Genomic DNA, 25,592 nt, shown 5'->3' on the forward strand with positions numbered 1-25,592 from the left:
CCCCGTCGTGCGCCCGCAGAGTGGCGCCTGGCGAAGTGCCGCGCAATAGCTCGACCCGTCAGGTGGCGTCGTGAACCTCGGCCATGGGACCGTTCTTCTTGATCGAGTCGATCGCACTCTGGGCCGAGGATTTGCTCTTGTAGGTCTCGGTCCAGAAAATCTTTTCGCCATTATATTCGAAGCTGGCGACATATTCGCCGTTCGACGACTTCTTGATCACGAACTTGTGAGCCATTGAAACCTCCCGTCAGCTTCGACGACGCTAACATGGATCAAGGGCTTTCGAAACGGCCGGCAGGGGCGATCAGCCCTGCTTGTCGACCCAGGCGACAAAGGTGTCGGCGAAGCCGTCGATCAGCTTCTTCAGCCCTGAGTCGCTGACCCTGCCGTCCTCGCCGAACTTGTCGGCCGACAGATTGCCGACGTACATTTCGGGCTGTCCGAGGACGATGGCGTCGAGGTGGACCATGCTCTGGCGCAGGTGGTGGTTGCAGCCGAAGCCGCCGGTGCCGCCGGTCGACTGGGTGACGACCGCGGCGGGTTTCTTCTGGAACACGCCCTGGCCGTAGGGCCGCGAGCCGATGTCGATGGCGTTCTTGAGGCCGCCGGGGACCGAGCGGTTCCATTCGGGGCTGACGAACAGCAGGCCGTCGCAACCCTTAACCGCGGCGCGGAAGGCGTCCCAGGCGGGGTGGGCCGCATCCTTCTCGAGATCGGGATTGTAGAGCGGCAGGTCGTGGATCTCGATGTCCTTGAACGTCAGCCGGTCGCCGACCGCCAGTTCGATGCCCCGGGCAAGCTTCTTGGTCAGGCTGTCGGCACGCGGGCTGCCGCGGAGGACGGCGATGGTCTTGGGCATGGGTGGGCTGTTCCTAGCGCTTGCGGGATTGATGGCGGATGTTTGCCGGGCGGCCTCGGCGACCGCCAGCAGGCTTAAAGACGCGGTCACGCCGTTGTTCCCTGGGTCCGCCGGCGGGGCGGCCGTAACTGCCCTCGGGAAGCTCGAAGCGAAGCGCGCCGCTGACCGGATTGGCTTCGGTCAGGCGCAGCTGGAGGCGCTGGCCGATGCGATAGGTCTCACCGGTTTCGTCGCCGACCAGCTGCCGGGCGGCTTCGTCGTACCGGAAATATTCGCGGCCAAGGTCGGCGGCGAGGATCAGGCCGTCGCCGCCAAGGCCGTCGACCGTGGCGAAGAAGCCGAACGGCTGGACGCCCGAGATGCGGCAGTTGAGCAATTGCCCGACGTGATCGGCGAGATAGGCCGCGACATAGCGGTCGATGGTGTCGCGCTCGGCCTCCATCGCGCGGCGTTCGAGCATGGAGATGAGCTCGCCGATCTCGGTGAAGCGAACGGCGTCGTCGGCGGGCAGGCCGCCCTCGCCCAGCCTGTAGTGGCTTACCAAAGCGCGGTGGACGAGGAGGTCGGCGTAGCGGCGGATCGGCGAGGTGAAGTGGGCGTAGGACGGCAGCGCCAGGCCGAAGTGGCCGAGCGGATCGGGCGAATAGCGGGCCTGGGTCTGGGTGCGCAGGATCTGCTCGGTGATCTCGGGCTTGGATTCGCCGTCGCCGACCCGTTCGAGGATGCGGTTGAAGGTGGCGGGGCGGATCACCTGGCCGAGCGCGAATTCCATGTCGAAGGTGGCGAGATAATCCTTGAGCGCGGTCAGCTTCTCGCGGCCGGGGGCTTCGTGGACGCGGTACATGACCGGTGCCTTCTTCGCCTCCAGCGCCTTGGCGGCGGCGACGTTGGCGGCAATCATATAGTCCTCGACCAGCTTGTGCGCGTCGAGCCGCTCGCGCGGGGCGACCGACATGATGCGGCCCTTCTCGTCGAGCACAACCTGCCGTTCGGGCAGGTCGAGCTCGAGCGGCTCGCGCTTCTGGCGGGCGGCGTAGAGCGCGGCCCAGCAGTCCCACAGCGGACGGAGCGCGGTGTCGAGCAGTTCGGGCTCGACCCCGCCCTCCCCGTCGATGGCGCGCTGGGCGTCTTCGTAGGCGATGTTGGCGGCGACTCGGATCACAGCGCGGGTGAAGCGGTGCGCCTTGAGGCTGCCGTCGGGTCCGACGTGGAGGTGGCAGGCAAGCGCGGCGCGGTCCTGCCCTTCCTTCAGGGAGCAGATGTCGGACGACAGTTCGTGCGGGAGCATCGGCACGACACGGTCGGGGAAATAGACGCTGTTGCCGCGGCGGCGGGCTTCGCGGTCGAGGGCGGAGCCGGGGCGGACGTAGAAGCTGACGTCGGCGATGGCGACGATGGCGTCCCACCCGCCGTCCTCGCGGGGGCTGGCCCAGATGGCGTCGTCATGGTCGCGCGCGTCGGCGGGGTCGATCGCGACGATCGGCAGGTGGCGCAGGTCCTCGCGGTCCAAGCCGAGCGGTAGGGTCGAGACCTCGCGCGCTTCCTCGACCGTCTCCTCGGGGAATTCGTGGGGAAGCCCGTGCTTGTGGATGGCGATCAGGCTGAAGCTGCGCGGGGCGAAGGGGTCGCCGAGCACGGCGTCGACCTTGGCCGAGATGCGGGGCGGGCGGCCGGAGGGCTCGGCCAGCACCAGGTCGCCGGTCTGCGCCTCGCCGAGGTCAGAGAGCGGGAGCTGGCGGCGTTCGCGCTTGTCGACCGGCTTCAGCCACTTGGCGCCCGCCTCGTCCTCGTGGACGACGCCGAGGATGAGATCGGCCGAGCGCTGTAGCTTCTTCATCAGGTGAGCGACATGCCCGTTCCCGCGCTCCTCGGTGCGGGCGAGGATGCGGTCGTTGAGCGCGAGCGCCGAGCGGCGGCCTTTCTCAATGACGCGCAGCTTGGGCGGCGGCCCTTCCCCCTGCCAATTGTCGGGTACCGCGACCGCCTGCTCCTCGACCGCGACGATGCGCAGCACGGTGACCCGGGGCACGCCGCCCGCCTTGTGGAAGGCGCGGCCGGGCGCGCTGTCGATCAGCCCTTCGTCGGCCATGTCCTTGAGCAGGGCCTTGAGCGCGATCTTGTCATGACCGTGGAGGCCAAAGGCGCGGGCAATCTCCCGCTTGCCCGCTGGCTGTCCCGACTTCTCGATGAAGTCGAGGATCTGCCTGGGGGTAGGGAGGCCGGTGTGGGCGGGTTTGCGGGGCATTCGGGTCCTTAGGCGGAAGTGGCGGCCTGCGCCGAAAGGGCAGCGCGCCGGGCAAGATGATGTTCCCGCCAGACGATCACCAGTCCGCTGGCGATAATCACCGGGGCGCCGATCCAGACCGAGGAGGTGGGCAGTTCGGCGAACAGCCAGACGCCCAGCAGGGTCGCCCAGAGCAGGGAGCTGTAATCCATCGGCATGACCAGCGCGACCGGGGCCAGGCGGAGGCTGGCCGTAAGGGTCAGCTGAGCAAGACCACCAGCAAGTGCCATGCCGGCGAGGATGGCGAAGGTGGTGCCGTCGTGCGCCTGTCCGAAGCGGAGCATCAGCAGACCGAGCGGTACCAGGCTGCTGGCAGCGAACCAGAAGACGGTGGTCGATGCCCGTTCGGTCGCGCCGAGGCGGCGGATGACGATGGTGACGGCGGCGGTCATCCCGGCGCCAACCAGCGCCACCGCGGCGCCGCTGAGCGGTACGCCGCCTTCGCCGGGATGGATGATCAGCAGGACACCGACAAAGCCCGCGACCACCGCGGCCCACCGCCAGCGCCCAGTCGCTTCGCCAAGGACAAGGGCGGCGAGGATGGTCGCGAAGATCGGCACGGTGAAGCCGATGGCGGTGGCGTCGGCCAAGGGAAGGAGCAGGATGGCGAGGAAGTTCATGGCCATCGAGGACAGGCCAAGTGCCATGCGGCCGATATGCGCACCGACCCTCTTCGTTCGGAGCGAGGCGAGCCCGGGCCCGGCAAGCACCAGGCCGGTGGCGCAGACGACCGAGCCGATCTGCCGGTAGAACAGGCTCTCGACGACGTTGACGCCGCGGTTGCCGGCCAGCTTCACCCCCGCGAACATCAGCGCCAGCAGCAGCGCCGTCAGCAGCCGCAACAGGATGCCGGCAAGCGGGCGCTGGGTGGCCGGACGGTCGGTTTCCTCGGCAGTCATGCCCCCGGCGACGGTGCGATCACTTGGTCTCCGGCGCGACGTAGGGCTTGAACGCGCCGCCCGGGACCGCGCTGGCGACGGGGCTTTCCCAGCCATCCTTGCTGACCGAGGACACGCCGAACACCCAGTCGTCGACGCGGATTCCCTTCAGCACCGATTGCTTCTGCGCGCCCTCGACCCGGCCCATGGTCGCCGTGTTGGACGGGCGGTTGGGATTGGCCGAGGCACCGGCCGGCGGGGCTTCGTTCGTGACCACCACGTCCGAAACCGCGGTCGACGACTTGGTCCAGTTGTTCTCGTCCGTCCGGCGCCAGTGCACCTTGTAGGCAGGGACGCCAGCGAGCGGCGCCCAGTTGACCGTGGTGTCGGTGCTGACCGCACCCTGCGCGACCGGTGCTGGCGGCGGCGGGGCGTTGGCGATGGCGACCAGCGCCGCGACGTTCAGGCGGGTGACCTTGGCGAGATAGGGAAAGTCCATCTCGTCGATGGTGTCGCCGAATTTCCTGCCGTTTTCGGTGCGCAGGTCCTGGTGCTGATGATCGTAATCCTCGACCGCGACCGAGAAGCGGACGGCCGGGAAACCGGCATTGAGGAACTCGGTGTGATCGCCGCCGCGGCCGAAACGGTCGTTGCGCCACACCTGGCGGACGTCGAGACCGATCTGCGGCAGGCGTTCGGCCAGCCGGTCTAGGAAGCGACTGATGTTGCGGCTGGGGCTGTCATTCTCCCCGCCGAGGCTGCGCTGGGAGGCGGCAAGCGCTTCGCGGCCCTGCCAGCGCGGCCCTTCGGAAAAGACCCGCACGGTCCTGACGTCGCAGACGCGATCGGAGCCGCAGCTGTTGCCGATGATATCGTTGTTGAGATTGGCGACGACGTTCCAACCCTGCGCCTTGGCATAGTCGGACAATATCTTGCCGCCGAGCAGGCCCTGCTCCTCGCCCGACAGCACGCCGTAGACGATCGTCCCGCCGAACTTGCCGCCGCGCAGCGCACGTGCCGCTTCGAGCACGGCGACGGTGCCCGAGCCGTCGTCGTTGGCGCCCGGCGCGTCGCTGGTGAAGTCCATCACGTCGGTGACGCGGCTGTCGATGTGGCCGGTAATGATGACGACGTCGTTGGGACGCTCGGTCCCGCGCTGGATACCGACGGCGTTGCAGACCCGGGTGGGCTGCGGCACGCGGCGGCCGGTAACGGTGTCGCAGGTCTGGAGCGTCTGGAGGCCGAGCGCCTTCAACTCCGCCTCGGCCCAGCGCACCGAAGCGCCGATCCCGCGCCTGGGGTCGGTCTGGCTGGAGAGGGTGTGACGGGTGCCGAAGCCGACCAGTTTCGCGACATCTGCACGAAGCCGCGCTTCACTGACCTTGTTCGCCGCCGCCATCATCTGCTGTTCGGGAGTCGCCGCAGTCGTGGTGCTCGACAGGAGGGCGGCGGAAAGGGTCAGCGCCAGCGGCTTCAGCATCGAATACTCCCGGATCATGCAGTCGCAGAGGGACTAGGTGTTTCGCGATGGCCGGTCTAGGCTGCCTTCTTTCATTACTGGGGGCAGTAACATGAATTCAGCGGGTCGATTGCTGGCGGCAGGTGCGATGCTGGGCGTGGCGAGTTCGGTGGGCGCGCAGACCCTGCCGCCGATCCTGTCAGGTGCGCCGACTGCGGCGGCCGTGACCGCCCGCTGCAACGAGATGCTCGGTCGCAGCGCCGCGCTTCGCACGAAGCTGGAAGCACCCGGGTCGAGCGCGACGGCGCTGCAGCAGTTCGACGATCTGCTCAACGTGCTGATCGGCGCCAATGGCGAAGCGGGCCTGTATCGCGAAGTGCTGGTCGACGAGGCGGCGCGCAGCGCGGCGCAGGATTGCGAGGTCAAGGTCGGCACCGAGTTCAATGCCGTCACCCTGTCACGCCCGATCTACGAGAAGCTGAAGGCGCTGCCGGCTCCTGCCGACAAGCCGAGCGCCTTTTATCTTCAGCGCACCTTGCAGGCCTTCGAACTGTCGGGCGTGGCGCTGGATGCCGACAAAAGGGTCGAGGCGCGCAAGCTGGCCGACCGCATTTCGGAACTGACCACCAGCTTCCAGGCGAACATTCCCAAGAACCAGCGGTCGATCACGGTCACCGCGGCCGAACTGGACGGGCTTCCGGCCGACTTCATCGCGGCGCGCAAGCCGGGTGCCGACGGCAAGATCACGCTGCGCACCGACAGCGCCGACTTCGTGCCGGTAATGACCTATGCCAAGAGCAGCGCGCTGCGCGAGCGGTTCCTGCGGGAGTATGCGCAGGTCGGCTATCCCGCCAACGACGCGGTGCTGCGCGACCTGATCAACGCCCGGCAGGCCTTCGCCAGGCTGATCGGAAGACCCGATTTCGCGACCGTCGATTTCGAGCCGCGGATGCTCAACACGCCGGCCAAGGTCGAGGCGCTGCTGGCCGAGATGGCGGCGGCGGCGCGCCCGGCGGCGCAAAGCGATTATGGCAAGAAGCTGGCGGTGCTCCGGCAGACGGAACCGGGCGCGACCACCATCGCCCCGTGGGACAATAGCTACCTGACCCCGATCGTGCAGAAGCAGAGCTATGGCTTCGACCGGCAGGAAGCGCGCAAATATTTCAGTTACCCCAAAGTGCGCGACGGGATCCTGCAGCTGAGCGAGGACCTCTTCGGGGTCGACATCAAGCCGTGGCAGACCGCGCTGTGGCACCCCAAGGCCGAAGCCTATGAGATGTTTGAAGGCGGCAAGCTGATCGGCCGCTTCTACCTCGACATGCACCCGCGGCCCGGCAAGTACGAGCATGCCAATGTGGTGCCGATCCGCCAAGGCATGGCCGGCCAGGTGCCGGTGATCGCGCTGGTGATGAATGCTCCCGACGGGCTGATGGAGCATGGCGACGTGGAGACGTTCCTGCACGAATATGGTCACTTGCTGCACGGCATCTTCGGCGGGCAGAACCAGCGCTGGGCCGGGCAAAGCGGGATCGCGACCGAGGCCGATTTCGGTGAGGCGCCCAGCCAGATGCTGGAAGAGTGGGTCTATGATTACGACACGCTGAAGCGGTTCGCGACCAATGACGCGGGCCAGCCGATCCCGCAGGAACTGGTCGCGCAGATGAACCGCGCGCGTCATTTCAACATGGGCATGGGAGACATGGGCCAGCTTGGCTACAGCGAGGCGGCGTTGCGCTTCTACCAGGGCGCGGCACCGGCCGACCTGGGCGCGGCCTATCGCAAATATGTCGACACCTACAGCATGATTCCGCAGCCGAGCTGGTCGCAGGGTCAGGCCAGCTTTCCGCACCTCGCCGGGTATGGCGCGAGCTATTACACCTATCGCTGGTCCAAGGTGATCGCCGACGACTTGTTCACCCGCTTCGCCAAAGAAGGTCTGCGAAACCCGAAGACCGCTTCCGATTACCGGCGGCTAGTGTTGGCGCCGGGCGGGACCAAGCCCGCGGCCGAGCTGGTGCAGGATTTCCTCGGGCGGCCGATCAGCACCAATGCCTATAAGGCAGAGATGGCCAAAGCCGCGCGCTGAGCCTTGCCGGCATTGGCAAGCGGCGCTGACCGGGGCTAGGGGGAGCGGCACCCCCCTTCCCTAGTCAGGACGCGTCTCATGCTTCGTCAGATCGATCATTTCATCGGTGGCACCTCGGTTGCGGCCGGGGACCGTTCGGGCGAGGTGTTCAACCCGTCCGCGGGCGACGTGCAGGCGACCGTCCGCCTCGGTTCGGCGACCGATCTGCAGAAGGCAGTCGACGCCGCCAACGCCGCGCTCCCCGGCTGGGCCGCGACCAATCCGCAGCGCCGCGCCCGGGTGATGTTCAACTTCAAGGCGCTGGTCGAGAAGAACATGGACGAGCTCGCCGGAATCCTCTCGAGCGAGCATGGCAAGGTGATCGCTGACGCCAAGGGCGACATCCAGCGCGGGCTGGAGGTGATCGAGTTCGCCTGCGGCATCCCGCACGCGCTGAAGGGTGAGTATACGCAGGGCGCGGGGCCGGGGATCGACGTCTACTCGATGCGCCAGCCGCTTGGCATCTGCGTCGGGATCACCCCGTTCAACTTCCCGGCGATGATCCCGATGTGGATGTTCGGCGTCGCCATCGCCTGCGGCAATGCGTTTATCCTCAAGCCCTCCGAGCGCGATCCGACCGTGCCGGTGCGCCTCGCCGAACTGATGACCGAGGCCGGGTTGCCCGATGGTATCCTCAACGTCGTTCATGGCGACAAGGAGATGGTCGACGCGGTCCTCGACCACCCCGACGTCAAGGCGATCAGCTTCGTCGGGTCGAGCGACATCGCGCAGTACATCTACTCGCGTGGCACCGCCAACGGGAAGCGGGTCCAGGCGTTCGGCGGGGCCAAGAATCACGGCATCGTCATGCCCGACGCCGATCTCGACCAGGTGGTCAGCGACCTGACCGGCGCGGCGTTCGGCTCGGCCGGCGAGCGCTGCATGGCGCTGCCGGTGGTGGTGCCGGTCGGCGAGAAGACTGCCGACGCGCTGCGCGCCAAGCTGATCCCCGCGATCGAGGCGCTGCGGGTCGGTGTGTCGACCGATCCCGACGCCCATTACGGCCCGGTGGTCAACGAAGCGCACAAGAACCGGGTCGAGGAGTGGATCCAGACCTGCGCCGACGAGGGCGGCGAACTGGTGGTCGATGGCCGCGGCTTCAGCCTGCAGGGCTCGGAGAAGGGCTATTTCGTCGGGCCAACCCTGTTCGACCATGTGAAGCCGCACTTCCGCTCGTATCAGGAAGAAATCTTCGGGCCGGTGCTGCAGATCGTGCGCGCTGCCGACTTCAACGAAGCGGTGCGCCTGCCGAGCGAGCATCAATATGGCAACGGCGTCGCCATCTTCACCCGCAACGGCCATGCCGCGCGGGAATTCGCGGCACGGGTGAATGTCGGAATGGTCGGGATCAACGTGCCGATCCCGGTGCCGGTCGCCTATCACACCTTCGGCGGCTGGAAGCGGTCTGGCTTCGGCGACACCAACCAGCACGGGATGGAAGGCGTCAAGTTCTGGACCAAGGTCAAGACCGTGACCGCGCGCTGGCCCGACGGCGGGGTCGGCGACGGCGGCAACGCCTTCATCATCCCGACCATGGGGTGAGGCGGATGCGCCTGATCCCCCTGCTGCTGGCGCTGCTCCTCACCGGTGCGCCGGCAGCAGCGGCGGACAAGCGCATCGCCCTCACCTTCGACGACGCGCCCCGGCAGCGCGGGGCGTTTTTCACTCCGGACGAACGGGCAAAGCGGCTGATCGCCGGTCTCCGCAGGGCGAAGGTGCGTCAGGCCGCTTTCTTCGTGAATCCGGGTAACTTCGGGAAGAATGACGGGGTAGGCGGCGAACAAAGGATCGCCGCCTATGTCCGGGCCGGGCATGTCATCGCCAATCACAGCTGGAGCCATCCGGCGCTGACCGACGTCCCGGCGACCGATTACATCGCCAATATTGACAAGGCCGAAGAGTGGCTAAAGCGGCGGCCCGGCCACCGCCCGTGGTTCCGCTTTCCGTACCTTAACGAAGGCCGCGCCGACAAAGCCAAGCGCGATGCGGTCCGTGCGGCGCTCGCCCAGCGAGGGCTGCGCAACGGCTATGTCACCGCCGACGGCGCCGACTGGAACATGGAAGCACTGACGACCGACGCGGTGAAGGCGGGCAAGCGCGTCGACCGCGAGGCGCTGCGCGCCCTCTACGTCGAGACGATGGTCGGCGCGGCGGAATATAGCGACGCCCTTGCCCGCAAGGTGCTGCGCCGGGCCCCGGCGCAGGTTCTTCTGCTGCACGAAACCGACCTTGCCGCCTTGTACATCGCCGATCTGGTCAAGGGGCTGCGCGAGGCGGGCTGGACGATCGTCACCGCCGACGAGGCTTATGCGGACCCGCTTGGGTCCAGCCAGCCGGACGTCCCGTCGACGCAGGGCACGCTGACCGAGGCTCTGGCGTGGGAGCAGGGCCTGCCCGCTCCGCGCTGGTATGACCGGGTCGCTCCCAAGGTCGCCGATCCACTGTTCCGCGCCCGGGTGCTGCACGAAGGCGACACGCCGAAATAATCGCGCTTCCACAATCGTTTCGGCGCTATCCTGTCGTTGACAGTCAAACCCGGATTTTGCTCCATCCGCCTGGGGTGCCGCGCGTCACGCGGCCAAAGGGGGTTTGATTGATGACTGTTTTTCTGCGTTCGTCGGCCGCGCTGGTGGCTGTGTTCTTCGCATTGCAGGCGGCGCCGGCAGCGGCGCAGCCCAAGGTCGAGAACGGCGACAGCGCCGAGGAGATCGCCAAGGATGCGGCGCGCGACCTCAAGGACAATCGCTTCTACAACAAGCCGGGCGCGACGCGCGCGCAATATGATGCCGACTGGCAGGAATGCCGCCTGATCGCGCGCGGCAGCCAGCTGCCGCGCGGATCGAGCAGCTATTACAATCCGATGATGTACAACCCGTCCATCTCGCCGCTCGCGGCCGGGATCGGCGGGGGGATTGGCGCCGCCATTGCCGCGGCCATTGCCGAAGGCGCGGCGCGGCGCGAGAATCGCAAGCGCTGCCTGCTGATCCGCGGCTGGCAAATGGTGAAGCTGCCGCAGGACAAGGCGCAGGCGATCGCGGCGATGACCGACGAGGCCAAGGAAGCTTATTTCAACTCCATCGTCGGCGCGGCGCAAGTCAGCGGCGAGATCGAGCGGAAGGACAAGTTCACACCGCTCGAGGATCCGGCGCTCGCGGTCGGAGCAGGCCTCGCTTCACCCGCGACATTGTGGCTGCACAAGGACCCGGCCAAGGCCGTGATGCCGGTGCTTGCCGAGGGCCAGGGCGCGGTGGTGGTCGCGTTCAACCGCAACAACCCCGCCGCCAAGGATCGCTTCGGCCGGATCGAGCTCTACCGCTACGACGCCGCCAAGGGCGACCTCCACTACCAGCCGCGCGACTGGAAGAAGAAGGGCGACCTCACGACCTACGTCGTGCCGATCATCGCAGGTGACCGCCGCGCGGGCTACGAGCTGCGCGTGATCCCGGTCACCGCGGGCGATTACGTGCTGGGCGGCTGGACCGTCGGCACCAACACGCCGGCCGCCAGCAGCTATTGCTTCGGCGCCCCGACCTTCAGCGTGAAGGCGGGCGAATATGTCTATCTCGCCGACGCCACCCCGGTGATGGGCGCGCAGCTGGCCGACGGCAGCAAGACCTCGACCATGGTGCTGACCCGCAACATGGCGCAGGCGCAGGGCGAGCTGGCGAAGCTCCGCCCCGAGCTTGCCGGCAAGCTGACCGAAGCCTCGATCCGCAATCGCGCTTCCTACAGCTGCGCGTCGGTGACGATGGACCGCTACGACTGGCCGGGCGCCGCGGACGTTGCCGCAGTCGAGGCCGAAGGCGCCGAGGGCGGCCGCTGAGGCGGACGGAAGGCAGCTCGCCCTACGAGGCGGCCTACGGCTTTTCCCGGGCGGTGCGGGTGGGCGAGCGGATACTCGTCTCCGGCACCGCGCCGGTGGAGCCGGACGGCAGCTCGACCCCGGGTGATGCGGCGGCGCAGGCGCGTCGCTGCTTCGCGATCATCCTGAAGGCGGTCGAGGACCTCGGCGGCTCGGCGGCGGATGTGGTGCGCACTCGCATGTATATCGTCGACCCGGCCGATGCCGATGCGGTGGGCCAGGTGCATGGCGAAATCTTCGGTGGGGTGCGGCCCGCGGCGACCATGGTCGTCGTGAGCGCACTTCTTCGTGCCGAATGGTTGGTCGAAATCGAAGCCGAGGCGTTGGTCGGGGATGAAGTCTAGCCTCATCCCCCTTCTCGCCGCCCTTCCCCTCCTCGCCTGCACCCCCGCTGCGGACAAAGCCGACACCGGCGAAGTCATCGCCCAGCAAGGCGGGGTCGGCGACGGTCCGACCGGCCGGGTCGGCAATCCCGTCGCCAAGGGCGCGGAGAAAGGCCCGATCCCCGACGATATCGACGAAGGCGTCGCACCAGCCGCCAATTCTGCAGCGAACGAGGCCGCGCCGGCCGCGAAGCCGACCTCCATTCCGGCCCGGTTCCACGGCCGTTGGGGTCTGACCGCCAACGATTGCAAGCCGGAGTTCGCAAGCGCCGCCAAGGGGCTGATGGTGGTCAATGACAGCCGCCTCACCTTCTACGAAAGCCGCGGCACGCTCGACCGGATCGACAGCTGGACCCCGGCCAACCGCTTCACCGCCAATTACGGTTTCTCGGGCGAAGGCATGACCTGGGAGCGGGTCGTCACGTTCGAGCGCAACGGGGCCAAGTTGCGACGGACCGAGAAGGGAGGCGACGAAGGACCGGTCGACCTCACCTACACCGCTTGCCCGGCCTGATGCGCCTGCGCTAACGCGCGCGGCATGTCCCAGTTCGACCTCACCGACGACCAGCGCCAGATCCAGGATCTGGCGCGGCAATTCACTGCCGCCGAAATCACGCCCAATGCCGCCGAGTGGGACGAGAAGCATCACTTCCCCCGCGCCACCGTGCAGAAGGCGGCGGAGCTCGGTTTCGGCGCGATTTACGTGTCGGAGGAGAGCGGCGGGATCGGGCTCGGGCGGCTCGAATCGGCGCTGATCTTCGAAGCGATGAGCTATGGCTGCCCGTCGACCAGCGCGTTCATCTCGATCCACAACATGGCGGCGTGGATGATCGACCGCTTCGGAAGCGCGGGCGTCAAGGACAAGTATCTGCCGAGCATGATCGGGATGGAGCGCTTGGGCTCCTACTGCCTGACCGAGCCGTCGAGCGGATCGGACGCGGCGGCGCTCAAGACCCGCGCGGTGCGGGACGGCGACCATTATGTCGTCAGCGGCTCCAAGGCGTTCATCTCGGGCGGCGGCGAGAACGAGATCTACGTCACCATGGTCCGCACCGGCGAGGACGGTCCCAAGGGGATCACCGCGCTGGTCATCGAAAAGGACATGCCCGGCGTCAGCTTCGGCGCGCAGGAGCGCAAGCTCGGATGGCACAGCCAGCCCACCGCGCAGGTCAATTTCGACGAGGTCCGGGTGCCGGTCGAGAACCGCGTCGGCGGCGAGGGCGAAGGCTTCCGCATCGCGATGATGGGCCTCGACGGCGGACGGCTCAATATCGGCGCCTGCAGCCTGGGCGGGGGTCAGCGCTGCCTTGACGAGGCGGTTGCCTACACCAAGGAGCGCAAGCAGTTCGGCACCGCCATCGCCGACTTCCAGAACACCCAGTTCATGCTGGCCGACATGGCAACCGAGCTGGAGGCCGCCCGTGCGCTGCTCTATCTCGCGGCGGCCAAGGTCACCGACAATGCGCCCGACAAGACCCGCTTCGCGGCCATGGCCAAGCGGCTTGCGACCGACACCGGGTCGACCATCGCCGATCGCGCGCTGCAGCTTCACGGCGGCTACGGCTACCTGATGGATTATCCGATCGAGCGCTTCTGGCGCGACCTTCGGGTCCATTCGATCCTCGAAGGGACCAACCAGGTCATGCGCATGATCACCGCGCGAGAGATGCTGCGCCAGTGACCAGCGATGTCCTGATCACGACCCAAGGCGCGCTGGGCCGGATCCGGCTCAACCGGCCGCGCGCGATCCATGCGCTGACCCGCGCCATGTGCGAGGCGATGAGCGACGCGCTGCTCGAATGGCGCGACGATCCCGCGATCCAGGCGGTGCTGATCGACCATGCCGAAGGCCGCGGCTTCTGTGCCGGGGGCGACGTGGTCGCGCTGGCCAGGTCGGGTGCGGGCGACGGGAGCGAGGCCGCCGCCTTCTTCCACGCCGAATATCGCCTCAACCACCTGCTGTTCACCTATCCCAAGCCGACCATTGCGCTGATGGACGGGATCACCATGGGCGGCGGCGTCGGCATCGCCCTTCCCTGCCAGGTCCGGATCGCGACCGAGAACACTCGGCTTGCCATGCCCGAAACCGGGATCGGCCTGTTCCCGGACGTCGGCGGCGGCTGGTATCTGTCGCGGCTGGAAAGCCGGGTCGGCCAGTTCATGGCCCTGACCGGCGCGCGGCTGGACGGGGCCGAATGCCGCTATCTCGGCCTTGCCACTCATTACGTGCCGCAGTCGGCCCTGCCCGACCTGGTCGAGCGGCTGGCTGCAGCGCCGGCCCGCGCCGCTGGCGCCGCGGGCAATTTCGCGGGCGTCCCGCCAACCGCGCGGATCGAGCAGAACATGGCCGACATCGCGCGCCTGTTCGCGCCCGACACGCTGGAGGAAGTGATCGCTGGCTTGGAAGCCGAGGACAGCGACTGGGCGCGCTCCGAGCTGGCGACGCTGCGCAGCAAGAGCCCGTTGTCGTGCAAGGTCTCGCTTCGGCTGCTCAAGGAGGGCGCCGGGCGGGCGAGTTTCGAGGATGAGATGCGCGCCGAATATGTGCTTGCCTGCCGGGTCGTGCACACCCACGATTTCGTCGAAGGCGTCCGCGCGCTGCTGATCGACAAGGACAACAAGCCCGACTGGAAGCCGGCGGTGCCCGAGGCGGTGCTGGACGAAACCGTCGATCAACTGTTCGCCGAGCTTCCGCCCGAGGAAGCCTGGACGCCGTTCCCGGAGATCGCATGACCGATTACACCACCCTGCTCGTCGAGCGGCACGACGCCGTCACGCTGGTCCGCCTCAACCGCCCGCAGGCGCTGAACGCGCTGAACAGCCAGGTGCTGGCCGAACTGATCGATGCCTTTGCCGCCTACGATGCCGACGACAGCCAGCATTGCCTGGTGCTGACGGGAAGCGAAAAGGCGTTCGCCGCCGGGGCCGACATCAAGGAAATGCAGGCGCAAGGCTTTGCTGACATGTATTCGGCCAACTTCTTCGCCGGGTGGGAGCGGGTCACCGACACCCGCAAGCCGTGGATCGCGGCGGTCAGTGGCTTTGCGCTGGGCGGCGGGTGCGAAGTCGCGATGATGGCCGACTTCATCATCGCCGGCGATAATGCGAAATTCGGCCAGCCGGAGATCAAGCTCGGCGTGACCCCGGGCATGGGCGGCTCGCAGCGGCTGGCGGCTGCGGTGGGCAAGGCCAAGGCGATGGAGATGTGCCTGACCGGCCGGATGATGGGCGCCGAGGAGGCCGAAAAGGCCGGACTCGTCGCCCGCGTGGTGCCCGCCGCGAGCCTGGTGGAGGAAGCGCTCAAGACCGCTGCCGAGATCGCCGCCATGCCGCCGCTCGCCGCGATCGCCGCCAAGGAAATGGTCAACGCCGCCTTCGAGCTTCCGCTTGCTCAGGGCGTGAAGTTCGAGCGGCGGCTGTTCCACGGCCTGTTCGGGACGCAGGACCAGAAGGAAGGCATGGCCGCATTTGTCGAGAAGCGCCCGGGCAAGTGGACCGGCAAGTAGGAGCGTCAAGCATGCGGATCGCGTTCATCGGGCTCGGCAACATGGGCGGCGGGATGGCCGCCAACCTAGCCAAGGCGGGGCATGAGGTTCGCGCCTTCGACCTCAGCGAGGCGGCACTGGCCAAGGCCGAAGAGCGGGGCGCGACCCGGGTCGCCGATGCGGCGGCGGCGGTCGAGGGCGCCGAGGCGGTGGTGACCATGCTTCCTGCCGGCAAGCATGTGGCCGAGGTCTATCGCTCGGCGGTATTCGGCAAGGCGCCGACCAGCGCGATCCTGCTCGACTGTTCGACGATCGACGTCGCCACCGCCCGCACGGTCGAGGAGGAAGCCCGCGCCGCCGGCTATGAAATGGTCGATGCGCCCGTCTCTGGCGGGATCGCCGCGGCCGAGGGCGGGACGCTGACCTTCATGGTCGGCGGGACGGATGCCGGGTTCGAGCGCGCGCGGCCGATCCTCGAGCAGATGGGCAAGGCGGTGATCCATGCCGGCGGCTCGGGCTCGGGCCAGGCCGCCAAGATCGTCAACAACATGCTGCTGGGCGTGACCATGGCCGGCACCTGCGAAGCGTTCGTGCTGGCGCAGAAGCTCGGCCTCGACCCGCAGGTATTCTTCGACATCTCCAGCAAGGCGAGCGGTCAGAGCTGGTCGATGACCTCCTATTGCCCGGTGCCGGGCGTCGGTCCGGAGACCCCGGCCGATCGCGGCTATGACGGCGGGTTCGCGGCGCAGCTGATGCTGAAGGACTTGCTGCTCGCGATGGAAGCGGCGCAGGCCGCGGGCGCCTACACGCCGATGGGCGGCGAGGCGGCCGAGCTTTACCAGCGCTTCGTCGAGCGCGGCGGCGGGCCCAAGGACTTCTCGGCGTTGATCAAGATGATCGACGACAGCTGGACGCCGCCTGCCGAAGCGAACTAGGCTGCGCTGTCCTGTCAGCCGGAGCACATTGCCGATGCGCATCCTGATCTTGTCGTCCGTTGCAGCCGCAGTCCTGGGGACGGCCGCCATCGCGGCGCCGCTGTCGCGTGAGGCGGGCGTCAGGATGATCGCGCAGCGGCACGCCGGTTACGAGCAGCTGGGCAAGGCGATGCGCGCGGCCAAGCAGTCGATCGGCAAGGGGGACGTGGCGGCAACCCGCGCTTCCGCCAACCAGATCGCCGCCCTCGCCGCCCGCGCGCCGAACTGGTTTCCTGTGGGAAGCGGGCCCGAGGCCGGAAAGACCCATGCCAAGGCGCTGGTCTGGCAGCAGCGCGCCGATTTCGACGCCAAGATGAAGAATCTCGGCAGCGCGGCCAGGCTGTTCCAGTCGGCGGCGGCGAGCGGCGACCTTGCCGCGATCAAGGCCGCGCACGGCAAGCTCGGACAAACCTGCGGTGCCTGTCACGATCAATATCGCGAAGAGCATTAAGCCCGGAGCCAGATCGCTCGAACCGGGTTCTTTGAAACAGCCAAGGAGTTGCCGATGCGTTCGATCCTGCTGATTTCCGCCGCCCTGCTGTCACTGTCCGCCTGCAATCGCGGCGGCGACGAGGCGAACGCCGTGCTGAACGACGCCAACGCCAGCGGCGCCGAAGCCACCGCAACGGTCACCAACACGGCGATGGCCGCGGCCGATACCCCGCTCGAGCGCGAGGCCGCGCTGGCCAAGATGAAGGAGCGGCACGACGGCTATGAGAAGATCGGCAAGGCGATGCGCGCGGCCAAGCAGGCGATCGACAAGCAGGATTTGAACGCGGTCCGCAACTCGGCCGATACGATCGCGAGCCTCGCCCCGCAGGCGATCGGCTGGTTCCCGCTCGGCACCGGCCCCGACGTCGGGAAGACACAAGCCAAGGCCGAGATCTGGCAGCAGAAGGCCGAGTTCGACAAGGGCATGACCCGCTTTAACGAAGCCGCCAAGGTGTTCCAGGCGGCCACCGGCGGCGGTGATTTCGGGGCGATCAAGGAAGCCCACGCCAACCTCGGCAAGACCTGCGCGGCCTGCCACGACCGCTTCCGCACCAAGGATGACTGAGGCTGCGGCAAGCGTCCCGGAGGATCAAGCCGCGCCGCGTTCGTCGGTGCCGGTCTGGGACCTTCCGATCCGCCTGGTCCACTGGACTATCGCGCTGCTGGTCGCCTTTTCCTGGTGGTCGGCGGAGAATGGCGAGATCGAATGGCATATCAGGAGCGGCCTCACGATCCTGTTCCTGTTGCTGTTCCGGCTTCTGTGGGGTGTCCTCGGAAGCTCGACGGCGCGTTTCGGATCGTTCGTGGCGGGCCCGTCGAGGGTTGCCGCCTACCTTCGTGATCCGGCCGGCTGGTCGCGGGTCGGGCATACCCCGCTCGGCGCGCTCAGCGTGGTCGCGCTGCTCGCCCTGCTCGTGCTGCAGGTCGCCTTCGGCCTGCCGTTGTCCGACGAGGATGGCATCGTCACCGGGCCGCTCAACCGGCTGGTAAGCTTCGATACCGCCGAATGGGCGCACGAGGTTCACGAGATCCTGTTCAACATCCTGCTCGCCTTCATCGCCCTGCACGTGGCGGCCATCGTCTACTATCGGTGGAAAGGCAGGCATCTCGTCAGTGCGATGGTGACGGGGGACAGCAAGGATTATCCCGCGGGCACCCAAGGCCTGGTCAGGGCCGGCGCGGGCCGGTTGGTCGTCAGCCTGGCGATCGCCGCAGCGGTGACCTGGTGGATAGCGAACGGAGTGCCTGGACTATGAGCGGTGCCCGGATCGATTATGTCGAACTGCCAAGCGCAAGCGCGCACGAACTGACCCGCGCCTTCTATCAGAAGGCGTTCGGCTGGAGCTTTGCCGCCTACGGCCCCGATTATAGCGCGGCCGAACTGGGGGCGGTCAGCGTCGGCCTGCAGGGCGACCGGGAGGAGGCGCTGTCGGCGCCGCTGCCGGTGGTCCGGGTCGACGATCTCGACGCGGCGTTCGACGCGGTCACGAAGGCCGGCGGCCATATCGCCAAGCCGATCTTCTCCTTCCCGGGCGGGCGACGCTTCCACTTCATCGATCCGGGCGGCAACGAGATCGCGGTCTGGGTCACCGCCTAGGAACTGCTACCGGCCCAGGGCAGGCGCTTCAGCCGATCGGCGACGCTGGCCGCCCTGCCCTTCCCTGCATCGATGGCGAGGCCCCCGGTCTGCCGCAGGCGCGGCGCGTCGAGCGTCAGCCAGCGCGCGCGGCAGGCGCGCGGCAGGCGGCGGTCGGCGACCACGATGTCGGCCGCGGCGCAGGCACGAGTGAGCTCCCGCCAGTCGATCCGCTGGGTCGAGCGCAGGGCCAGAAGGGTCCGCCCGGTGCTGCCGAGGTCGGCGATACAGCTGTCGGCGCTGCATCGCGCCCTCGCGTAAGCGGCGAGCGGCGGCGGGTCGCCGTCGAACCCGGCATTCTCCGCCATCAGGTCGCGCACGAAGTCCCCTGCCCGGTCGCGCAGCAGCCAGGGGGTACCGGTCTCGTCGATCACCGCCAGATGCTTGCCGTCGCCGGTGACGAGTACGTCGGGGAGGGGTTCGGCAAGGGTCAGGAGGATTCCGACCGCGATCGGGGCGAGCCCCCATCGCCGCCAACTCGCCTGCCACAGGCAGAACCAGAGGCCGCCGCCGATGATCAGCGCGAAAGCCGTTCGCGGCATGGCAGGCAGGATGGCGCTCGCTCCCGGGGTATCGGCCACTGTGTGCGCGACACCGAGCAGGAGGCTGATCGACCAGCCCGTCAGCGCCCACAGCGGCGCGCCGAGGCCGACGCTGTCGAGCAGCAGCGCGCTCGCTTCCAGCGGCATGATGACAAAGGTGGTGAGCGGAATGGCGACGAGGTTGGCCGCCACGCCGTAGAGGCCGGCGCGGTGGAAATGGTAAAGGGCGAAAGGCGTCAGGGCGATCTCGATCGCGAGGCTGGTGGCGGTCATCGCGCCGAGGCTGCGCAACATCGCGGCCGCCCGGCCCTCCTCGCGCCGTTCGAACCGTTTCTTGAAGCGGGCCGAACCGTAGAGCGTGACCAGCGTCAGGACGGCGGCGAAACTGAGCTGGAAGCTGGCCCCGGCGATCGCTTCCGGGCGGATCAGCAGGACCAGCAGCGCCCCGGTCGCGAGCAAGCGGATGCTCATCGCTTCGCGCCCGAGCAGGATTCCGGCGAGGACCAGCAAGGCCGCGATGCAGCTGCGCACCGTCGGCACCTGCAATCCGGTCAGCACGGTATAGGCGACCCCGGCGAGGGCGCCCGCCGCAAAGCCGATCGCGACCAGGTTCCAGCGCAGCGCCAGGGTCGGCACTAGCGCCAGCGAGCGGAGCACGAGTAGGTAAAAGAAGCCGACCGCCGCGGCGATATGGAGGCCGCTCACCGACAGCAGGTGGGCAAGTCCCGACCGCCGCATGGCTTCCGCGTCGGCTTCCAGCACGGAACCCTGGTCGCCGGTGACCAGCGCGGTCGCGATCCCGCCGGCACCGGGCCCCAGCTGGCTTCGGATATGGGTATCGAGGTCGCGGCGGATGCGATCCAGGCCGGTTTCCTGCGCGGGCTGCAGCACCGTGACCTTGCCCAGCGCCTTGCCGGTGGCGCCAAGTCCCATGAACCAGGCATCGCGGGCGAAATCGTGGGTTCCGGGCAGCGCCATCGGCATCGGCGGGGCGAGCCGCGCCCGCAGGCCGACCTCCGCGCCGACGCCGAGCGCGGGACCGAGCGCTTCGGCGTCGGCCAAGGGAAGCGAAACACGAATGCGCGGCGGAAGGGCGCGATCGGTCGGTGCAAGCGTCAGGCGAAGGTTGCCCCGGGCGACCAGCCGCTCGGCCTTGAGGACCTTGCCCTGGACGGCGGCGATCACCGGGCGGTCGAGCCGCGGCGAGGCGACCTCGCCGCTGCGCCACCAGATGAGCGCGCAGCCGAGCGCCAGGCAGCCGCCGGCGGTGGCGATCACCTGCCCGGTCCGGCCCTGCACGACCAGTCCGGCGGCGACCAGCCCGGCGCAGCAAAGCAGCATCGCCGCCCATGCCAGCGGGTCGGCAAGCACCAGCCAGGCGGCAATTCCGCCCCCCAGTGCGACCACCGCCCACGGCGCAAGCTGGGAACGTTCGGCCTCAAGGCGGTTTTCCGCACTTGCGAAGAACGCTCTGGCTTGCCAGTGCACTGGGACCGGTATGTTATCCGGGGAAGCGGCCACGTCCATTGCTGCCTCCCTTGTGAAGGCATGCGATCCGGCGAAACCGAGGAAAGAGGAAAGCGCGCTTGAGCGCAAGCACCATCGTCACGCGCTTTGCGCCAAGCCCGACCGGCTTTCTCCACATCGGTGGGGCACGGACGGCCTTGTTCAACTGGCTGTTCGCGCGCCATCACGGCGGCAAGTACCTGCTTCGGATCGAGGATACCGACCGGGCGCGGTCCACCCCCGAAGCGATCGAGGCGATCCTCGACGGGCTGTCCTGGCTCGGCATCAGCGGGGACGGCGAGCCGCATTTCCAGTCGCAATATGAGGCGCGGCACGCGGAAGTGGCGTTGCAGTTGATCGAGCGCGGTGCGGCCTATCGCTGCTACCTGACGCAGGAGGAGCTTGCCCGCCGCCGCGAGGAAGCGCAGGCGCAGAAGAAGCCGTTCCGGATCACCAGCGAATGGCGCGACCGCTCCGACGCGCCCTCACCCGACGCGCCGTTCGTGGTCCGCCTCAAGGCCCCGCGCGAGGGCGAGACGGTGATCGAGGACATGGTGCAGGGCCGGGTCGTGGTCCAGAATGCCGAACTCGACGATTTCGTCCTGCTGCGTTCCGACGGCACCCCGACCTACATGCTGGCGGTGGTGGTCGACGACCATGACATGGGCGTGACCCACGTCATCCGCGGCGACGACCATCTCAACAATGCCTTCCGCCAGCTGGTGATCGTGCGCGCGATGGGCTGGCCCGAACCGACCTATGGCCACATCCCGCTGATCCACGGGGCCGACGGCGCCAAGCTCTCCAAGCGCCACGGCGCGCTCGGGGTAGACGCCTATCGCGACGAAATGGGAATCCTGCCCGAGGCGCTGTCCAACTACCTGCTGCGGCTCGGCTGGGGCCACGGCGACGACGAGATCATCAGCCGCGAGCAGGCGGTGGAGTGGTTCGACATCGACCATGTCGGCAAATCGCCGAGCAGGTTCGACACCAAAAAGCTGGAAAACCTCAACGGACATTACATCCGCCATGCCGAGGACAGCCGCCTAGCGGTGTTGGTCGCGGCCCGGCGCGGCGGGCTCGAGGCCGAGCAACTGGCGCTGCTAGAACAGGCGATGCCGGAGCTCAAGGCGCGGGCCAGGGATCTGAACGAGCTCAGCGCGAACGCCGACTTCCTGTTCGTGGCGCGGCCGCTCAGCCTCGACGACAAGGCCGCGGCGCTGCTCGACGGGGACGCGCGGGCCTTGCTCGGCCGGGTCCACGAAACGCTGTCGGGCGTGAGCGAGTGGACCCACGACGGCACCGAAAGCGCGGTCAAGGCGCTGGCCGAGGCCGAGGGCTTGAAATTGGGCAAGCTTGCCCAGCCGCTGCGGGCGGCACTGACCGGGCGGGCGACCAGTCCCGGCATCTTCGACGTGCTGGTATTGCTCGGGCAGGACGAAAGCCTTGCCCGGATCGCCGACCAGCTCGACCCCTCTACCGTGACGTTGCACCTCAAGGAGCGCAATTGATGTCGAATGCCAATCTGACCATGGGCGACAAGGCCCTCGACCTGCCGGTTCTGAGCGGCAGCGTCGGGCCCGACGTGGTCGACATCCGCAAGTTGTACGGTGCGACCGACATGTTCACCTACGATCCGGGTTTCACTTCGACCGCCAGCTGCCGCAGCGCGATCACCTATATCGATGGCGAGCAGGGTATCCTGCTTCACCGCGGCTATCCGATCGACCAGCTGGCCGACAAGTCGAGCTTCATGGAAGTCGCCGCGCTGCTTCTTCACGGCGAGCTTCCCAATAAGGAAGAGCTCGACAAGTTCACCTACACGATCAGCCGCCACACCATGCTTCACGAGCAATTGGCGACCTTTTTCCGCGGGTTCCGCCGGGACGCGCACCCGATGGCGATCATGTGCGGCGTGGTCGGCGCGCTGTCGTCCTTCTACCACGACAGCACCGACATCACCGATCCCAAGCAGCGCGAGATCGCCTCGCACCGCTTGATCGCCAAGATGCCGACGATCGCGGCGATGGCTTACAAGTACAGCATCGGGCAGCCGTTCCTGTATCCGGACAATTCGCTGTCCTACACCGGCAACTTCCTGCGCATGACCTTCGGCGTTCCGGCCGAGGATTATGTGGTGAACCCGATCATCGAAAAGGCGATGGACCGGATCTTCATCCTCCATGCCGACCACGAGCAGAACGCCTCTACCTCGACCGTCCGCCTGGCCGGTTCGTCGGGCGCCAATCCCTTCGCCTGCATCGCGGCGGGCATCGCTTGCCTGTGGGGCCCGGCGCATGGCGGGGCCAACGAGGCCGCGCTCAACATGCTGCGCGAGATCGGCCACGTCGACCGGATCCCGGAGTATATCGCCCGCGCCAAGGACAAGGACGATCCTTTCCGCCTGATGGGCTTCGGCCACCGCGTGTACAAGAACTTCGACCCGCGCGCGAAGGTGATGAAGGAAACCGCGGACGAGGTGCTGCGCGAGCTCAACATCTCCGATCCGGTGCTCGACGTCGCCAAGGAGCTGGAGCGGATCGCGCTCAGCGACAGCTATTTCATCGACAAGAAGCTGTATCCGAACGTCGATTTCTATTCGGGCGTGATCCTGAACGCGATCGGCTTCCCGACCGAGATGTTCACCGCCTTGTTCGCGCTCGCTCGCACCGTCGGCTGGGTCGCCCAGTGGAACGAGATGATCGCCGATCCCGAGCAGAAGATCGGTCGTCCGCGCCAGCTCTACACCGGCGCGACGCAGCGCGATTACGTGGGCGTTAACGCCCGCTAGGCGAGCGGCAGGGTCAGCCGGAAGGCGGCGCCGGGTCCGGGGAGGTCGAGCAGTTCGACCTCTCCGCCCATGTCGCGGGCTAGCCGGCGCGAGATGGCGAGGCCAAGGCCGGCCGTTCCGCCGCGCGCCTCCGCCCCTTGTTCGAAGCGTTCGAAGATGCGGACGCGGTCGGCGGCGGCGACTCCCGGCCCCTGGTCGCTAACCGTGATCGCGGCCTTGGCCCCGCGCTCCAGCTGGAGAGCGACCGTTCCCCCTTCGGGCGAGAAGCGGACGGCATTGCCGATCAGGTTGACGAGGATCTGCGTGATCGCGCGCGGCTGGCCGCGTGCCTGGACGCTCCCCTCCCCCCCGACGTCGAGAAGGATGCGGCGGCTCGAAGCGTCGGCCTGGAGCAGGCTGGCCGCGTCGAGCACCAATTCGGCCAGGTCGAGGACCTCTCCGGTCCCGGCGCCCGGGTCGGAAGCGCCCGACGCGCCGTCACCCAGCGCGGTCAGCAATTCCAGCAGGTGCCGGGCCGCGGTCGCAATGTCGGCGCCATAACCGGCATAGTCGGTCCTGAGCGGACCCTGGCTGCGCGCAGCGATCTCCTCGGCCTGGCTGATGATCGAGGCCAGCGGGTCCCGCAACAGCTCGTCGAGGGGCGGCAGGTCGGAGCCCTTGCGCGCCGCAGCACCGTCAGGCGCCCGGACTCGGATGGTGTAGCCCACGAAGCGCCCCTCCTCGAGCCGCGGCTCCCCGTCGATGAGGACGGAGGCTTCGTCCCCGCGCAGCAGCGCCATCTGGTCGGCAAAGGCGGTTCGCCCGGCAAGGGCTTCCAGGAGCGGGAGATTGCCGTCCTCGTCCTCGACCGGGCGGACCAGGCGTGACAGGGCCTGACCGGTCAGCTCGGCTTCGTCCTGGCCAACCCGGCGGGCTAGCCCTGGGCTGACACTGAGGATACGCAGGGCGTGATCGGTGACGACATCCTCGGCCGCAGCTCGGACTTCCGCTTCGGCTTCCTCGCCGCCGCGGCCACCGCCCAGCCAGCGCGAGCGGGCCTGGGGCCGTACCGTCCAGCGTTCGATCGAAAGGGTCACGCCGTCGCGGTCGGGCTCGGCGCGGACGAGGAGGTCGAGATCTTCGTCTTCGCTGGCGGCCATGACCGGGCGCGTGATTCCGACCCCGAGGCGGGCGGCAAGCCGCGCCAGCGCGGCCAGCTGCGGCACCGAAAGCGAGCCGCCGAGCCGCGATCCGGCCTGTTCCTGCAGGGCCAGCAGCGGGGGATCCGCGGCGACCAGCCGGCCTGCCGCGTCAACGCGCGCGGAAATCGGGGGCTGGACGGGAAGGCTAGCCATGGCGGCCGATGATCCGCCGGGCGTTGCGGTAGGCGCCGGGTAGCGCCAGCTCGGCGCGCGCGGCCTCGACCATGTCGGCGCTCATGGCCTCGAAGGCTTCGATGGCGCGGACCGGATCTCCGATCCCGAGCGCAGGGCCGGCGGCAGCGAGCAAGGATGCGACTTCCGGCCGCGGGGCGCCGGCGAGGCGGAGCAGCAGCGCGACCTGTTCGGCCCCGCCCAACAGCGCGGCCCACGCCTCGTCGGCAGGAATGCAGGCTTCGGCGGCGAGGATGGCCGACAGGATCGGCGCTTCGCCTTCGTCGGCGAGGGCGACGAGCAGGCCGGCTTCGCGGCGGCCGTCGCTTCCCAGTGCCTCGGCCAGTGCCGCTTCGAGTTGTTCAAGCGATGGTGTTTCGGCCCGCGAGGACAGGAGGTCGCTGATCGCGTCGGCGACCTCGGCGTCGCTGGGGCTGTCGCAGCGCAGACCAAGCGCAGCGCCGATCGCGACCACCAGGCCGGTCGCGAGGCCGGCGGGAAGATCGGGGAGGTCGAGGGCGACGCGTCCGAAGCGGTCACGGCCCCGCCCCCGCGCGGCGACCAGGGTCATGGCCGCGGCCGCGACGTCGGCGTCCCTGGCGGCAGTCCAGCGCTGCAGGGTCGAGCGCCCGCCGCGGCCCGAAGAGGCGATGCGCTGGGCGTCGGCGCGGCGCAGCAGAAGCCCGACCAGCACCTCGTCCTGGATCAGTCCGGCACGGGTGAGGTCGGCGATGAGTTCGGCCGGACTGGCGGCGCAGGCCGCTGCAGCCTCCGGCGAGAGGCGCGCCCGAAGCTCAACCGCGACGCGTTCGATCAGCCCGTGGAGCATGGCCGCCATCAGCGAGCGTTCCTGCTCGGTCAGGCGATCGTCGGGAGACAGGAACAGGTCGCGCACGATGGCCGCCATGCGCCGCCCCTCGCCCGCCGGGAGGGCGGAGGAAGGATGGGTCGGGCGCTCTCCCGG

24 protein-coding genes are annotated in these 25,592 nt (G+C 68.2%); 16 read left to right on the forward strand and 8 right to left on the reverse strand.

The annotated features are described in order from the left end of the window. Positions 1 to 58 precede the first annotated feature (58 nt). The 5 genes from GGQ97_RS12815 to GGQ97_RS12835 form a co-directional block, all read right to left on the reverse strand. Complete coding sequence (locus tag GGQ97_RS12815) at positions 59 to 235, reverse strand: YegP family protein (RefSeq protein ID WP_168070147.1); 177 nt, start codon at positions 233 to 235, stop codon at positions 59 to 61. Between the two features lie 69 nt (positions 236 to 304). Further along, a complete protein-coding gene (locus tag GGQ97_RS12820; RefSeq protein WP_168070149.1) occupies positions 305 to 859 on the reverse strand; it encodes an NADPH-dependent FMN reductase in 555 nt (184 codons plus the stop codon). A gap of 13 nt (positions 860 to 872) precedes the next feature. Beyond that, on the reverse strand, positions 873 to 3,104 hold the full coding sequence (gene rnr / locus GGQ97_RS12825; RefSeq protein ID WP_168070151.1) for a ribonuclease R: 2,232 nt from the start codon (positions 3,102 to 3,104) through the stop codon (positions 873 to 875). An 8-nt stretch (positions 3,105 to 3,112) separates the two neighbouring features. Next, positions 3,113 to 4,042, reverse strand: coding sequence for a DMT family transporter (locus GGQ97_RS12830; protein WP_168070153.1), 930 nt, complete (start codon positions 4,040 to 4,042; stop codon positions 3,113 to 3,115). Between the two features lie 19 nt (positions 4,043 to 4,061). Further along, entirely contained in the window at positions 4,062 to 5,501 is a 1,440-nt protein-coding gene (locus GGQ97_RS12835; RefSeq protein WP_168070155.1) for a M28 family peptidase, read from the reverse strand. A gap of 91 nt (positions 5,502 to 5,592) precedes the next feature. Here GGQ97_RS12835 and GGQ97_RS12840 point away from each other — a divergent pair, with 91 nt between their 5' ends. From GGQ97_RS12840 to GGQ97_RS12905, 14 genes are all read left to right on the forward strand, one after another. Beyond that, positions 5,593 to 7,566, forward strand: coding sequence for a M3 family metallopeptidase (locus tag GGQ97_RS12840; protein WP_168070157.1), 1,974 nt, complete (start codon positions 5,593 to 5,595; stop codon positions 7,564 to 7,566). A gap of 78 nt (positions 7,567 to 7,644) precedes the next feature. Next, complete coding sequence (locus tag GGQ97_RS12845; protein WP_168070159.1) at positions 7,645 to 9,147, forward strand: CoA-acylating methylmalonate-semialdehyde dehydrogenase; 1,503 nt, start codon at positions 7,645 to 7,647, stop codon at positions 9,145 to 9,147. 5 nt (positions 9,148 to 9,152) lie between these two features. Next, on the forward strand, positions 9,153 to 10,091 hold the full coding sequence (locus GGQ97_RS12850) for a polysaccharide deacetylase family protein (protein WP_168070161.1): 939 nt from the start codon (positions 9,153 to 9,155) through the stop codon (positions 10,089 to 10,091). Positions 10,092 to 10,201: 110 nt separating this feature from the next. Next, on the forward strand, positions 10,202 to 11,428 hold the full coding sequence (locus GGQ97_RS12855; protein ID WP_168070163.1) for a hypothetical protein: 1,227 nt from the start codon (positions 10,202 to 10,204) through the stop codon (positions 11,426 to 11,428). Next, positions 11,425 to 11,811: a RidA family protein gene (locus GGQ97_RS12860; RefSeq protein WP_168071054.1), complete on the forward strand. Its 387-nt coding sequence runs from the start codon at positions 11,425 to 11,427 to the stop codon at positions 11,809 to 11,811. Before GGQ97_RS12855 ends, GGQ97_RS12860 begins: the two co-directional genes overlap by 4 nt. Next, positions 11,801 to 12,364 carry a hypothetical protein gene (locus tag GGQ97_RS14200; RefSeq protein ID WP_209022856.1) on the forward strand — a complete coding sequence of 188 codons (564 nt, stop codon included), beginning with the start codon at positions 11,801 to 11,803 and terminating at the stop codon, positions 12,362 to 12,364. The genes GGQ97_RS12860 and GGQ97_RS14200 overlap by 11 nt, the downstream gene beginning before the upstream one ends. 24 nt (positions 12,365 to 12,388) lie before the next feature. Beyond that, entirely contained in the window at positions 12,389 to 13,531 is a 1,143-nt protein-coding gene (locus GGQ97_RS12870) for an acyl-CoA dehydrogenase family protein (RefSeq protein ID WP_168070165.1), read from the forward strand. Then, the gene (locus GGQ97_RS12875) at positions 13,528 to 14,583 is read left to right on the forward strand and encodes a 3-hydroxyisobutyryl-CoA hydrolase (protein ID WP_168070167.1); all 1,056 of its coding nucleotides are present in this window, start codon (positions 13,528 to 13,530) and stop codon (positions 14,581 to 14,583) included. Before GGQ97_RS12870 ends, GGQ97_RS12875 begins: the two co-directional genes overlap by 4 nt. Then, positions 14,580 to 15,356: an enoyl-CoA hydratase gene (locus GGQ97_RS12880; RefSeq protein WP_168070169.1), complete on the forward strand. Its 777-nt coding sequence runs from the start codon at positions 14,580 to 14,582 to the stop codon at positions 15,354 to 15,356. The genes GGQ97_RS12875 and GGQ97_RS12880 overlap by 4 nt, the downstream gene beginning before the upstream one ends. 11 nt (positions 15,357 to 15,367) lie before the next feature. Continuing rightward, on the forward strand, positions 15,368 to 16,270 hold the full coding sequence (gene mmsB / locus GGQ97_RS12885; RefSeq protein ID WP_168070171.1) for a 3-hydroxyisobutyrate dehydrogenase: 903 nt from the start codon (positions 15,368 to 15,370) through the stop codon (positions 16,268 to 16,270). A 34-nt stretch (positions 16,271 to 16,304) separates the two neighbouring features. Next, positions 16,305 to 16,760 (forward strand): c-type cytochrome, encoded by a 456-nt coding sequence (locus tag GGQ97_RS12890; protein WP_168070173.1) that lies wholly within the window; start codon positions 16,305 to 16,307, stop codon positions 16,758 to 16,760. 54 nt (positions 16,761 to 16,814) lie between these two features. Further along, a complete protein-coding gene (locus GGQ97_RS12895) occupies positions 16,815 to 17,366 on the forward strand; it encodes a c-type cytochrome (RefSeq protein ID WP_168070175.1) in 552 nt (183 codons plus the stop codon). Further along, the gene (locus GGQ97_RS12900) at positions 17,359 to 18,057 is read left to right on the forward strand and encodes a cytochrome b/b6 domain-containing protein (protein ID WP_168070177.1); all 699 of its coding nucleotides are present in this window, start codon (positions 17,359 to 17,361) and stop codon (positions 18,055 to 18,057) included. Before GGQ97_RS12895 ends, GGQ97_RS12900 begins: the two co-directional genes overlap by 8 nt. Continuing rightward, the gene (locus GGQ97_RS12905; protein WP_168070179.1) at positions 18,054 to 18,398 is read left to right on the forward strand and encodes a VOC family protein; all 345 of its coding nucleotides are present in this window, start codon (positions 18,054 to 18,056) and stop codon (positions 18,396 to 18,398) included. The genes GGQ97_RS12900 and GGQ97_RS12905 overlap by 4 nt, the downstream gene beginning before the upstream one ends. Here the strand turns inward: GGQ97_RS12905 and GGQ97_RS12910 are convergent. Continuing rightward, positions 18,395 to 20,386 (reverse strand): ComEC/Rec2 family competence protein, encoded by a 1,992-nt coding sequence (locus tag GGQ97_RS12910; RefSeq protein WP_168070181.1) that lies wholly within the window; start codon positions 20,384 to 20,386, stop codon positions 18,395 to 18,397. The genes GGQ97_RS12905 and GGQ97_RS12910 overlap by 4 nt on opposite strands. A gap of 179 nt (positions 20,387 to 20,565) precedes the next feature. On the opposite strand from GGQ97_RS12910, the gene gltX reads away from it, so the two are divergent. Next, the gene (gene gltX, locus GGQ97_RS12915; RefSeq protein WP_209022857.1) at positions 20,566 to 21,996 is read left to right on the forward strand and encodes a glutamate--tRNA ligase; all 1,431 of its coding nucleotides are present in this window, start codon (positions 20,566 to 20,568) and stop codon (positions 21,994 to 21,996) included. Then, positions 21,996 to 23,276: a citrate synthase gene (locus GGQ97_RS12920; protein ID WP_168070183.1), complete on the forward strand. Its 1,281-nt coding sequence runs from the start codon at positions 21,996 to 21,998 to the stop codon at positions 23,274 to 23,276. Before gltX ends, GGQ97_RS12920 begins: the two co-directional genes overlap by 1 nt. On the opposite strand, the gene GGQ97_RS12925 is transcribed toward GGQ97_RS12920, so the two are convergent. Together GGQ97_RS12925 and GGQ97_RS12930 are read right to left on the reverse strand one after the other, a co-directional pair. Further along, positions 23,273 to 24,610 carry a sensor histidine kinase gene (locus GGQ97_RS12925; protein WP_168070185.1) on the reverse strand — a complete coding sequence of 446 codons (1,338 nt, stop codon included), beginning with the start codon at positions 24,608 to 24,610 and terminating at the stop codon, positions 23,273 to 23,275. The two genes, GGQ97_RS12920 and GGQ97_RS12925, sit on opposite strands and share 4 nt — an antisense overlap. Then, positions 24,603 to 25,535, reverse strand: a complete 933-nt coding sequence (locus GGQ97_RS12930; protein WP_168070187.1) for a hypothetical protein — start codon at positions 25,533 to 25,535, stop codon at positions 24,603 to 24,605. The genes GGQ97_RS12925 and GGQ97_RS12930 overlap by 8 nt, the downstream gene beginning before the upstream one ends. Between the last annotated feature and the right edge of the window lie 57 nt (positions 25,536 to 25,592).

The organism is Sphingomonas kaistensis (assembly GCF_011927725.1).
In the GTDB taxonomy this organism is placed as follows: domain Bacteria; phylum Pseudomonadota; class Alphaproteobacteria; order Sphingomonadales; family Sphingomonadaceae; genus Sphingomicrobium; species Sphingomicrobium kaistense.